This is a genomic window from Gammaproteobacteria bacterium, assembly GCA_021648145.1.
In the GTDB taxonomy this organism is placed as follows: Bacteria; Pseudomonadota; Gammaproteobacteria; order JAADGQ01; family JAADGQ01; genus S141-38.
This window is the reverse complement of the sequence record JAKITI010000013.1, coordinates 1-13192: the sequence shown is the minus strand read 5'-3', so window position 1 is coordinate 13192 and position 13192 is coordinate 1. Positions and strand designations below refer to the sequence as shown.

Here is a 13192-nt window from a genome sequence, read left to right as displayed (position 1 = left end):
AGTTTATGCTGACTGCTTTAAACCCTATGTGTCGTTATGCTCTGAATACTCCACTTTATGCCACAGCAGTCACACTTTCAGCGATTTCAAGCCTATTAACCATACCTTTTTTGTTTAATTACTTGAGATGAACACCCAATCCCAATAGAATGTTGTTAATATTTCATGGAGATTTAAAGGGAGTTATGTCAGAAAAAAACTTAGGTACTATAATTTCATTATGACGTTAAATTTAAAAGATAAAAAAAACATCACACAACCCGACTCTTCAGGCTATCAAGTCCGGGTCGTCCGAAACGGAAAAGAACACAGTCGATACTTCTCCCATAACCTATGGGGCAGCAAAAACAAAGCACTCGAAGCCGCTCAAAGTTGGCGTGATCAAAAAGTTGCAAATCTGGACTCTGCTCAGAATGGCATCATAGGAAAGCCCGCCTTATCCAATAATACGACAACGGGAGTTCGGGGCGTTACAAAAAGAGTCCATTACGACAAGCGCCGCGATACAAAAAGTCTGGTTTATCAGGTTCACTGGATTGATGATGGAAAAATAAAAAATAAAAAATTTCAGGTCGGGCGTATTGAAACCGTCACAGCCGACCAAGATTTACACACCTTTCGCACAGCCATGCACTTTAGAAAAGAGTATGAATTGTGCAAAAGCTACAATAAAAAATTTGATGCCGCCCGTTATACAACGTGGAAAACCGAACGTATTTATGATGGCCACCGGAACACTGGCTAGAAGGCTGTCCGAGAATGAGCGCGGAGGTAAAGCCTCAATACCCTGATGTAATTGGATAGCGCCGATCCCGCCCGAAAGCACGTTGTGTAATACGGATACCGGGCGGTGCTTGACGGCGTTTATACTCGTTACGATCAACTAACGCCACCACACGCCTCACCACACTTTCATCATAACCTGCTGTAATAATCTCTTCGAGGCAGTGATCCTGCTCAACATACATCAGCAATATCGCATCCAGAATCGAATAAGGCGGCAAACTGTCTTCATCTTTTTGCTCGGGTGCCAATTCAGCCGAAGGTGGACGATCAATCACGCGCTGTGGTATGACTTGTGAAATTGTATTTCGGTAATGAGCCAGCTCATATACCAGACATTTAGGAACATCTTTGATCGGTGCAAAGCCACCTGCCATATCACCATACAACGTAGAATAACCCACAGACATTTCACTTTTATTGCCTGTTGTTAAAACTATTTTATGTTTTTTATTAGAGATTGCCATCAGCAAAGTGCCACGGCAACGTGCTTGAATATTCTCTTCTGTCACATCGACTGGAAGCCCAGAAAAAATCTCGTCCAGGCTCTCAAGAAAAGCGGTGAACGTGGGCTCAATAGGAATCACATCATAATGCACACCTAAAGATTCCGCTTCGGCCTTTGCATCCTCAAGGCTCATATCTGCACTGTAGCGAGAAGGCATCATCACACCTTCAACGCGCTCACTGCCTATAGCATCGACAGCAATGGCAAGTGTCAATGCTGAGTCAATACCCCCTGACAAGCCAATCAGCGCGCCACCAAAACCATTTTTTTCAATATAGTCCCGCACACCCAATACCAACGCCTGATAAACAGATTCCAGATTTGATAGTTCAGGGGGAGGTATAATATTAGATTGCAACTGAATATTTTGAACGTTGATCTCACACGTAACAACTTGAACAGACTCTTTAAAAGCAGGACTTTGCTGAACAATTTTACCATCAGAATTCATGGCAAACGAATGCCCATCGAATACCAACTCATCTTGCCCACCCACCAAATTGGTATAAATAACAGGAACTCTGCTCTCTGATACTCTTTGAGCAATAATCGCTTCACGCTCACCCGCTTTGCCACGATGAAAAGGAGAGGCATTCAAACTTAAAATAATTTTTGCCCCTGCATCGACCATTTTTTTTGAAGGCTCAGGAAACCAGAGATCTTCACAAATAGCGATGCCGACTGAGATGCCTTTGATCGAAACAACACAAAACCCATCACCCGCACCAAAATAGCGATGCTCATCAAACACACTGTAATTAGGCAGATTCTGCTTATAGCACGTCGCAACTATTTTTCCTTCATGAATCAATGACGCAGCGTTATAAAGACCACGCTCACTCTTAGCAGGATGACCAACGATCAAATCAATACCCGTCACTTCATCACATAAGGTTTTCATGCCCTGCTCAACTCGACGCATTAAACCTGGGCGCAACAATAGATCTTCAGGCGGATAGCCCGTCAATGTTAATTCGGGAAAGAGTATGGCATCAGCGCCCAGCTCATCACGCGCATGCCGTGCGGATTCAATAATACGCGCCACATTACCCGAAACATCTCCGACCAAGAGATTAATCTGTGCGGTTGCTATTTTTAACATTGTTTAACTGGATAATTTACCAAGCATTGCAGCACCAATTTCAGCGGGTGAACGTACCACTGTCACGCCCGCCGCTTCCAGTGCTGCTATTTTACCTTGAGCCGTCCCTTTACCACCGCTCACAATCGCACCCGCATGACCCATTCGTTTCCCTGAAGGCGCTGTTACACCCGCAATATAAGCAACGACGGGCTTGGTAACATAGGCTTTGATATATTCAGCCGCATCCTCTTCGGCACCACCACCAATTTCACCCACCATTACGATGCCTCGCGTCTGCTCATCTTTTTCAAACAGATCAATACAATCGATAAAATTCATACCCTGAATAGGGTCGCCGCCGATCCCCACACAAGTGCTTTGCCCCAAACCATTCAGTGTCGTTTGATGTACCGCTTCGTAAGTTAAAGTACCTGAGCGCGAAACAATTCCAACCTGACCTTCCATGTGGATGCTGCCTGGCATGATACCGATTTTGCATTCACCAGGTGTAATCACACCCGGACAGTTTGGACCGACTAATACCGCACCACTGGCGCGCAGTGCCGCTTTGACTTTCACCATATCCAAAACAGGAATGCCTTCGGTAATACAGACAATCAGCTTGATTCCTGCATCTGCCGCTTCCAAAATTGAGTCCGCTGCAAATGGAGCCGGCACATAAATCATCGTAGCATTTGCACTCGTTTCAGCCACTGCATCACGTACTGTATCGAAAACAGGCAGCCCAAGATGAGTCAAACCGCCTTTACCTGGTGTCACGCCACCCACCATTTTTGTACCATAAGCAATCGCTTGCTCAGAGTGAAAAGTCCCTTGTTTGCCTGTAAATCCCTGACAAATCAATCGTGTTGCTTTGTTTATTAAAATTGCCATGATTTATTGGTTCCTTGCAGCTAAAGTAACGGCTTGCTCAGCAGCTTTTGTCAAATTTTCCGCTGTCACAATACTTAAATGACTCTCTTGCAACAATGTTTTGCCTTGCTCAACATTAGTGCCTTCCAGACGTACCACTACTGGAATATTAATTCCAACCTCTTTGACCGCATTAATGATTCCTGTCGCAATAAGATCACAACGCACAATACCACCAAAAATATTGACTAAAATCGCATTGACTTTATGGTCGGCCAGAATCAGCTTAAATGCTTCAGTAACACGTTCAGCTGTCGTTCCGCCGCCTACATCAAGAAAATTAGCAGGCTTTCCGCCATGCAGTTTAATCAAATCCATTGTCGCCATTGCGAGCCCTGCACCGTTAACCATACAAGCGATATCACCCTCCAGAGTAATATAGTTCAAACCCAGTTTTTCGGCTTTATGTTCAGTCTCATCTTCTTGAGATGCATCCGCCATTGCTTTAATCGCAGGCAAACGATAGAGCGCATTATCATCAATCACTAACTTGGCATCCAATGCCACCAAATCACCCGAATCAGTGACCACCATTGGATTGATTTCTGCCAGGCTGCAATCTTTTTCCAAATAGAGGCGATAGAGATTTTGCAGCAGTTTTCCAAACGATCCGAACTGACTTTTATCCAGCTCCAAAGCAAAACCAAGTTGACGACATTGGTAAGATTGCAAACCCACAATTGGATCAATGGCAACGGTATGAATTTTTTCCGGTGTATCCGCCGCAACAGCTTCAATATCCATTCCACCCGCAGCAGAAGCCATCACAATAATGCGTTCACTTTGGCGATCAACCAGTACGCCCAGATATAACTCTCGACTAAAAGGTTGAACTTTTTCGATCAACACAGTGTTTACTGGCAAACCCACTGAGTCAGTTTGAGGAGTCACAAGTTTTGAACCTAATAAAGCACTGACCGCAGTTTCCAGCTCACTTATATTAGAAATTAATTTAATGCCACCGCCTTTACCACGCCCTCCTGCATGCACCTGTGCTTTGACAGCCCATTGATCACCGCCCAACACATGAGCAGCTTCAACTGCTTCAGCCAATGACTCGGCCGCCTTACCCGAAGGTATGGGAATTCCATAATCTGCGAACAGTTGCTTCGCTTGATATTCATGCAGGTTCATCTCTTTATCCCTAAGTCATTTGTGATTAAAAAGGTATATCGTCATCAAAATCATCCATGCCACCTGATTTCTGAGGTTGGCTTTGTTGAGGTTGGTTTTGTTGTTGAGCTGGTTTTGAAGTGGGCGCGCGCTGCTCTCCACCGCCTCCCATAGAGTCACCGCCGTATTGCTGGCCGCCCCCCATATTGCCGCCGCCACCGCCTGCACGCCCTCCAAGCATTTGCATCTCGGATGCGACTATTTCAGTGGTATAACGATCATTGCCATTATTATCTTGCCACTTTTTCGTTTGCAAGCGACCTTCAACATAAACCTGTGAGCCTTTACGCAAATATTCACCCGCGATTTCAGCCAAACGGTTAAAGAAAACCACGCGATGCCATTCAGTACGTTCTTGCTGCTCACCACTCTGTTTATCTTTCCAGGAATCACTGGTCGCAATAGTGATATTTGTCACCGCATTACCATTTGGCATATAGCGAGTTTCAGGATCATTTCCTAGATTTCCGACCAATATAACTTTGTTAATACCTCTTGACATAACTCTCTTCCTCAATCTCTAATTTCTAATATTCAGGCACGTTCATCATCAATAGAATAGAGATAAAGCGAATCCCAATCCACTGTTTCACTATCCACTTTCAGATAAGCGACACCATCTTCACTCACAACAACAACTTCAGCAACACCCGTCACTACTTTGAGCTTTTCTTCCAAAGTATTTGCTTCCAATGAATCAATCTCACCTACATTAATCATGTAGGTTTTCAAGTGTGACGGAACACTCATCCCCACAGCTACGAGCGCCCAGATACCCGCACTTACCGCACAAAATAAGAATACAATTTCAAGACCAAGGTGCTGGTGAATCAAGCCACCGACCACACCACCAACAAATGCACCAAAAAACTGTGAGCTGGAATAAACGCCCATTGCCGTTCCTTTTTTATCCGCCGGTGCTGTTTTGCTGATCCATGAAGGCAATGTCGCTTCCAATGCATTAAAAGCAATAAAAAACATCAGGAGTGTGGCAAACACAGCCCAGAATGAATCAATAGCAAAGACTAAGATAGCCTGAGCCAAGCCGATCAAAATTGTTGCAGCAACAAATACCTGCTTCATTTTACGGTACTTTTCGGCCAGAATCACCAAGGGCACAAAGCCAATAAAGGAGAGCACCATCACACCTAAATAGATCTGCCAGTGATCACTGACATCAATTCCCGTATGGTCTCGCAGTGCCAGTGGCATCACCACAAAGCTGGCCGTCAGGATCATATGAAGAATAAAAATACCGAAATCCAGACGTAATAACTGGCCATTCTTTAAAACATCTTTAAATTGCGAAGGCGATGCTTCAGTATCACGATGAAATCGGTACTTCTCAATCCGCGGCACCCCATATTTCAGTAACACCAAACCAAGTAATGACAACACAGCCGTCAGCCAGAAAATACCATCAACACCAATCCAGTTATTCAGCACGGGCCCCATCGCAAGTGATATGGCAAATGCAGCGCCGATTGTCATACCAATCATAGCCATCGCTTTAGTACGATGCTCTTCACGGGTTAAATCCGCAGTCATCGCCATAATAACCGCAGCAATCGCCCCCCCCCCTTGCAACGCTCGGCCTATAATCACGCCCACGATACTGTCTGACATCGCCGCTACAACACTACCTGCGGCAAAAATTAACAGGCCAATGGCAATCATGGGTTTACGCCCAAAACGGTCAGACAACATGCCAAATGGAATTTGCAATAGCGCCTGGGTCAAGCCATAAATACCAATAGCCAAACCAATCAACAGAGGGGTGGAACCTTCCAGCTCTTCACCATACAAAGCAAAAACGGGCAATATCATAAATAGCCCGATCATGCGCAGTGCAAAAAGCCCTGCTGCCGAAATCGTCGCTCGCCGCTCTAAAGGGGTCATGTCTTGTTGTATCATATAGATATCAAATGCAATTCGGTTATTATTCTTTATAAAGTCCGCTGCATTCTATCAGGTTAATTTATTGAGACACAGCTCTTGATATTGAAAAATACCTCCAGCCCTATCATTGATGCGAACACTCAATATAATATGGATCCGTAAAATGGATTGATAACATACAGTAAAAAAACTGATACCCTATATCCCCTTTCAATCCATCAAAAACAATAATTTTCTTATGGATACAATTCTCATTCGTGGTGCACGCACACACAATTTAAAAAATATTGATGTTGATCTGCCGCGCGATAAACTCATTGTAATTACCGGTCTATCTGGCTCGGGCAAATCCTCACTGGCCTTTGATACAATTTATGCCGAAGGACAGCGTCGCTATGTAGAATCACTCTCGGCCTACGCTCGGCAATTTCTTTCGGTGATGGAAAAACCCGATATTGATCATATCGAAGGGCTTTCGCCCGCGATCTCTATTGAACAGAAATCAACCTCTCACAACCCACGATCCACCGTAGGCACTGTGACTGAGATCTATGACTACCTGCGACTGCTGTTTGCGCGTGTTGGCGAACCTCAATGTCCCGAGCATAAAATCACACTGGAAGCTCAAACGGTCAGCCAAATGGTAGACCATATTCTTGAGCAGCCGGAAGGTACAAAGCTGATGCTGCTCTCACCCGTCATACGTGACCGAAAAGGTGAGCATCAACAAGTTTTCAATCAACTGTTGAGCCAAGGGTATGTACGAGCTCGTGTGAATGGAGAAGTGGTTGAAATTGACCAAACCCCAGTATTAGATCGCTATAAAAAACACAATATTGAAGTCGTTATTGATCGCTTTAAAGTACGTGATGATATCAAACAACGCTTGGCAGACTCCGTTGAATCTGCACTTACACTCAGTGATGGACTGCTTTACATCGCTTTTATGGATGATGATAAAAAAGCTAACCTGGTCTTTTCTGCTCGTTTTTCTTGCCCTCATTGCGGCTACAACATTCCAGAATTGGAACCACGGCTTTTTTCGTTCAACAATCCAGTCGGTGCCTGCCCCACTTGCGACGGCTTGGGTACGATGCAGGTATTTGACTCTGCACGCGTTGTTCAAAATACAGAATTAAGCCTCGCCGGAGGCGCTGTGCGAGGCTGGGATCGACGCAACAACTATTATTTCCAGCTTCTCAAGGCACTTTCCGCACACTATCAATTTGATATTGAAACACCATTTGATGACTTGCCGGAAAATATCAAGCAAGTGGTATTGTATGGAAGTGGTGATGAAAAGATTAAATTCACGTATCAAAGTGACAACAAATCCACCAGCCGCATCCATGCTTTTGAAGGTGTTATTCCTAATATGGAGCGCCGTTATCGTGAGACGGAGTCCAATGTTGTGCGTGACGAATTAGCCAAATACATCAGCCACCAATCATGTACTGACTGTAACGCTACTCGTCTGCGCAGAGAAGCACGCCATGTATTTATTAACGAATACACATTGCCAGTGGTTTCAGCAATGTCGGTGGGCGATGCATATGCACTATTCACCACACTGAAGCTGCCTGGGAGTCGTGGTCAAATTGCAGACAAAATCGTCAAGGAAATTGCTCAACGCCTGAGTTTTCTAGTCAATGTCGGGCTGGACTATCTGAGCCTGAATCGCAGTGCTGACACTCTTTCCGGCGGTGAAGCGCAACGTATTCGCCTTGCCAGCCAGATTGGCGCAGGTTTAGTCGGTGTGATGTATGTGCTTGATGAACCCTCAATTGGACTGCATCAACGGGATAATGAACGACTGCTAAAAACGCTGACTTATCTACGTGATCTTGGTAATACTGTGATCGTCGTTGAGCATGATGAAGATGCTATTCGCATGGCCGATTACGTACTCGACATTGGCCCAGGTGCTGGTGTGCATGGTGGCAATATCATTGCTCAAGGTACGCCCGATGAAGTGATTAATAATCCAGCTTCGCTCACCGGCCAATACCTCTTGGGCACTAAAAGTATTACAGGGCCAAGTACTTTGGCTGAATTTGATCCAACGCGTGTTTTAAAAATTATTGGTGCAACGGGGAATAACCTTAAAAAAGTGAATGCTGAAATTCCAGTCGGTTTAATCACCTGTATTACTGGCGTTTCGGGCTCAGGAAAGTCAACACTGATTAATGATACGCTCTACCGAGCCGCCGCCATCGCTATCAACAAAGGCGGTGAAGCACCTGCACCTCATGAAAAAATTACTGGTTTAGAGCAGTTCGATAAAATTGTTGATATCGACCAAAGCCCAATCGGCCGTACACCACGCTCTAATCCCGCGACCTATACAGGACTTTTTTCACCCGTACGTGAAATTTTTGCGGGCACAAAAGAGGCACGCTCCCGGGGTTATATGCCCGGGCGGTTTAGTTTCAACGTCAAAGGTGGGCGCTGCGAAGCCTGCCGTGGTGACGGCGTGATAAAAGTTGAAATGCACTTTTTGCCGGATATTTATGTGCCTTGTGATGTATGCAAAAGCCAGCGTTACAATCGTGAAACGCTGGAGATTAAATACAAAGGCAAAAATATACATCAAATTCTTGAAATGACCGTTGAAGATGCTGCCGAATTTTTTGATGCTATTCCAGTTGTAAAACGTAAATTACAAACCCTTCTGGATGTCGGCCTCTCGTACATCACGTTGGGACAAAACGCGACTACTCTTTCGGGGGGCGAAGCGCAACGCATCAAACTGGCGCGCGAACTATCCAAGCGTGATACTGGAAAAACACTCTATATTCTCGACGAACCTACAACAGGCCTGCACTTTCACGACATACAGCAACTGCTCAATGTGTTGTACCGTCTGCGTGAACATGGCAACACCATTGTTATCATCGAACATAATCTGGATGTCATTAAAACAGCTGACTGGATTATCGATTTAGGCCCTGAAGGCGGCAATGGCGGCGGTATGATTCTCGCAGCAGGCACTGTTGAAACGCTGTGCAATCATGCAGAGTCTTACACAGGACAATTTTTAGCCAAGCATATTAAAAAAGCAGCCGCTACAGCACCGCCATTAAGTTAACAAATAGCGACATACCGTAGGTTGGCGGTGAGCTTGCGAACCCCAACCTACATAAGCAGAATTATTTACGGTAAATTTTTAACAATTTTTGGCCCAAGCCAGTTAGCGACCCCTATAGGTAAGCGCTGCCACGCATTAATCGCCATCTTATATTTTGGATTATCAGGGTTCAGCTGAGGCACAGCGCCGCCCTCTTTGAGCCAATAGTGCCAATAGAGCTGTTTCGGCTCTGCGCCCCACTGCTTTTTAAAACGATACGTGCCACAGCCAACGGTAGAACGCCCAAAATCAAATACTTTATAATCATTAGCTATTGCGAGCTTAAGTACATTCCAGTAGAGCGCCATATTGACACCAATACGATTATGTTTTCGTAATGACGAAGCCCACGGAATTTCCAGTCGTCCATTAAAACCCAGTAAAAAACCAGCGGCGACAGGGCCACCATCATGATTAATTAATACGATATAACTATTATCAGGAAACGCTTTTAATATTTCTGAAAAAAGTGACTTTGAATAGACAGGCGTTCCCAAATCACGCATATTTTCAGAAAAGACGCGATAAAAATCATCCACTAACTCCAAACCACCGCTGCGTATTTCCACGCCTTCACGCTGCGGGCGTTTTACCTGCGCCCTTACTTTAGTACCGATGTTTGACCATAATTCATCTTCTGAATCAGGCAATGCCAGCTCCATAACAACTTTATCTTCACGTACGGGCCACGGCTCACCTCGTGCCACTGTATCGCGGAACTCAATGTGCTGCACGCCTAACTCGGCAGCAAGCTCACCGGCTCGATTCATCAAAGCCAGCTCTATCTCCAGTGAATTCGCCAACGCCCCGCCATAGTTAAAAAATGGCATGGAGACAATATAATCACCAAACAACATACTTTTTAAGCGGACGAGCGGTAAAACACCAACAACCTCTTCCTCATCAGACATCGCCTGCAGATAATAAGATGAATGGCCAAAAAGCTGTTTAATCAGCTTTTTCCATACGGATAGGTGGTAAATTGATGCGTTGCTTTTAGATTGAACAAACTCATCCCATGCATTTGTATCAGAATCAATCTGTATAATTTGACATGCCGCCGTCATATTTAACCCTAATTTATATTAAAATACCGTGCAAGCCTAGCAGGCTCCCTGTTTGAACCTACTTCATACTCTTTTAGTGAGTTCAATTCAACATAAATATATTTATGTTATGGTGAAAATTTAAGATATCCATTGGATAACCGTAGAATGGTTGTAAGAGGTTAAGAATGCAATATCATATTCAGAGTAAAATTTTAATCATCATAGTGGCTTTATTGTTATCTAGCTGTGATGGCGGTGGCACGCCCAAAGCATATACGTATGTACTTACAAACACGCCACTTGCAGATATTAAAGAGGGTGAAACATATGTTTACACACCTAAATTTTACCCCGCTATTTTAGGGGAAATAAACTTCACAATACCAAAAAACCAACCTGACTGGATATCCCTTGATCCTGATACAGGAACAATAAGTGGCACCCCCTCTCAGGCTAATGTTGGAACATACCCCAATATCGAAATTCAAACCACTATTGGCGATAAAAAATTAACGACTGGAGCGTTTTCAATCACGGTGGAAGATGTAAATTTCTCACCAACAATCACAATTAAAGAAGGCAGCGGAATACCAAAAACAACAGATTTCTATGCGACACGAACGTATACCTTTGAACTCGATGCATCCGACCAAGAAAAAACCCCTTTAGAATTTTTTATAGAGCTTCCTGACCTGAGCCCCCTCCCCGACTGGATCAGTTTTGATAAAGACGAGCGTGTGGTATCTGTTCAGCCGGAAGTTGAACATATTGGTGAGAAATATGAAATTACAATCTCTGTTTCAGATGGTACAAACCAAACATACCTGCAACCTTTCACTTTTTCGGTCATACCTGGCATAGAAACAGCAACCATTAGCTGGACCGCTCCCACAAAAAATGAAGATGGAACGGAGCTAGAAGATCTGGCAGGTTATTACATCTATTATGGTACGAAAGAGGGGGAATATGATAAAGACAAGAGAGTTAGACTCGACTTTACAGAGCCAGAACCCCACCCCATTGAAAATTTACTCTTGCCTGAATATTTTTTTGTAATGACGGCTTTTGATGTTTATGGTAACGAGAGTCAATACTCAAACCCTGCACACATAAAAATTGATTAACATAAAAATAGTGTAAATTGAGAGATCCATCAAAAAAAAACAAGCATTTTTGCAATAGACTGACGATAACAACTCAAGTTATTTTTATTGTCATAAGGGTCATGCACAGATGCGTAACACATGGAATAGATATCTAATAGTCATAGCAATCTTACTGCTTTCAGGTTGCGGCGGCACGGACAGACTTACAAATACGCCTCCTGCCACTATTAAAGTAGGAGAGGCCTATACTTATACCCCTGAATTTTCACTCACTGCTGAAGAAGAGGCTCTTTTTACAATATCAAACCAACCTGAATGGATACTCTTTGATCCTGATACAGGGACAATCAGTGGCACACCCTCTAATACTGACACTGGCTTCTATCCCGATATCGAGATTCAGACTGTTGTTGAACTTACAATATTAACGACTCAACCATTTTCTATCACTGTAGAAGAAAAAGGGCTTTCACCACAATATACCCTTTTAAATACACCTCCCGCCCTTGTTAAAGAAAATGAAACTTACACTTACACTCCCGAATTCTCTTCTATTGAAGGAGAGATAGTTTTCACGATTACAAACAAACCTGAATGGATACTTTTTGATACTGACACTGGAAAAATCAGTGGCACACCCGCTGACATTGATATTGGAACCTATTCTGACATCACAATACAGGCTGACACTGGAAACACGACACTCACAACAGAACCGTTTTCTATCACAGTTGAAGCAATAAACCCTCAACCACAAACTAGTCAAGTAGTAGATATTCCACCTACTACCGATGAGCCACCAACAAATAGTGAACCACCAACAGAAACTCCAGTAAATAAACCACCTACCAGTGAAAAACCAATACCAGCAAATAAACCACCCACCAGTGAAAAACCAACAAACATTGAGCCGCCTGCAAAAGCACCGGAAAATAATCCCCCCACTTTCACTACAGTTCCAAAAGATACAACGATTTTTATTGGAGACACTTACGTATTTGAATCCAAAGCTTCCGACCCTGATAAAGATGATTCGTTAACATTCTCTATCTCGGGAGCTCCAAAAGGGATCACTGTCAATCCAGAAATAGGAAAAATATCTGGAAAACCTACTGATGCTGGCACCTATGCAATGACCCTTTCTGTATCAGATGGAAAACTCAAAGCGTCTACATCTTTCTCTATTACGGTAAATAAGAAAAATAGCCCACCCACTTTCATCAAAGTCCCAGAAGATACAACGATTTTTATCGGAGACACTTACGCATTCGAGCCCAAAGCTTCCGACCCTGATAAAGATGATTCGTTAACATTCTCTATCTCGGGAGCTCCAAAAGGGATCACTGTCAATCAAAAAAACGGAACAATATCTGGAAAACCTACTGATGCTGGCACCTATAAAGTGACCCTTTCTGTATCAGACAACAGCAAACTCACAGCATCTACACCTTTTTCTATTATGGTAAATAAGAAAAACCTTCCACCAACAATCGGTGGAACACCGAGTAAAACTACTTTTTATGCCACACG

At 43.8% G+C, this 13192-nt stretch carries 10 protein-coding genes; 4 read left to right on the top strand and 6 right to left on the bottom strand.

The window, feature by feature from the left end; genetic code table 11:
- The first annotated feature begins 220 nt into the window (after positions 1 to 220).
- A complete protein-coding gene (locus L3J70_09165; GenBank protein MCF6236520.1) occupies positions 221 to 745 on the top strand; it encodes a hypothetical protein in 525 nt (174 codons plus the stop codon).
- A 34-nt stretch (positions 746 to 779) separates the two neighbouring features.
- Here L3J70_09165 and L3J70_09160 read toward each other — a convergent pair whose 3' ends face one another.
- From L3J70_09160 to L3J70_09140, 5 genes are read right to left on the bottom strand one after another with little or no spacing between them, the layout of a single operon-like run.
- Positions 780 to 2393, bottom strand: a complete 1614-nt coding sequence (locus L3J70_09160) for an NAD+ synthase (protein MCF6236519.1) — start codon at positions 2391 to 2393, stop codon at positions 780 to 782.
- Positions 2394 to 2396: 3 nt separating this feature from the next.
- Positions 2397 to 3269: a succinate--CoA ligase subunit alpha gene (sucD, locus tag L3J70_09155; GenBank protein ID MCF6236518.1), complete on the bottom strand. Its 873-nt coding sequence runs from the start codon at positions 3267 to 3269 to the stop codon at positions 2397 to 2399.
- Positions 3270 to 3272: 3 nt separating this feature from the next.
- Positions 3273 to 4442, bottom strand: a complete 1170-nt coding sequence (sucC, locus tag L3J70_09150) for an ADP-forming succinate--CoA ligase subunit beta (GenBank protein ID MCF6236517.1) — start codon at positions 4440 to 4442, stop codon at positions 3273 to 3275.
- Between the two features lie 25 nt (positions 4443 to 4467).
- On the bottom strand, positions 4468 to 4983 hold the full coding sequence (ssb, locus tag L3J70_09145) for a single-stranded DNA-binding protein (protein MCF6236516.1): 516 nt from the start codon (positions 4981 to 4983) through the stop codon (positions 4468 to 4470).
- 32 nt (positions 4984 to 5015) lie between these two features.
- Positions 5016 to 6395 (bottom strand): MFS transporter, encoded by a 1380-nt coding sequence (locus L3J70_09140; protein ID MCF6236515.1) that lies wholly within the window; start codon positions 6393 to 6395, stop codon positions 5016 to 5018.
- A gap of 223 nt (positions 6396 to 6618) precedes the next feature.
- Between L3J70_09140 and uvrA the strand changes: the two genes are divergently transcribed.
- Positions 6619 to 9468, top strand: coding sequence for an excinuclease ABC subunit UvrA (gene uvrA, locus L3J70_09135; protein MCF6236514.1), 2850 nt, complete (start codon positions 6619 to 6621; stop codon positions 9466 to 9468).
- Positions 9469 to 9533: 65 nt separating this feature from the next.
- Here uvrA and L3J70_09130 read toward each other — a convergent pair whose 3' ends face one another.
- Positions 9534 to 10574, bottom strand: a complete 1041-nt coding sequence (locus tag L3J70_09130) for a FemAB family PEP-CTERM system-associated protein (GenBank protein MCF6236513.1) — start codon at positions 10572 to 10574, stop codon at positions 9534 to 9536.
- 167 nt (positions 10575 to 10741) lie between these two features.
- Between L3J70_09130 and L3J70_09125 the strand changes: the two genes are divergently transcribed.
- A complete protein-coding gene (locus L3J70_09125) occupies positions 10742 to 11680 on the top strand; it encodes a putative Ig domain-containing protein (protein MCF6236512.1) in 939 nt (312 codons plus the stop codon).
- Positions 11681 to 11789: 109 nt separating this feature from the next.
- Positions 11790 to 13192 (top strand): putative Ig domain-containing protein (locus L3J70_09120; GenBank protein ID MCF6236511.1); only part of this gene is annotated, 1403 nt, incomplete at its 3' end.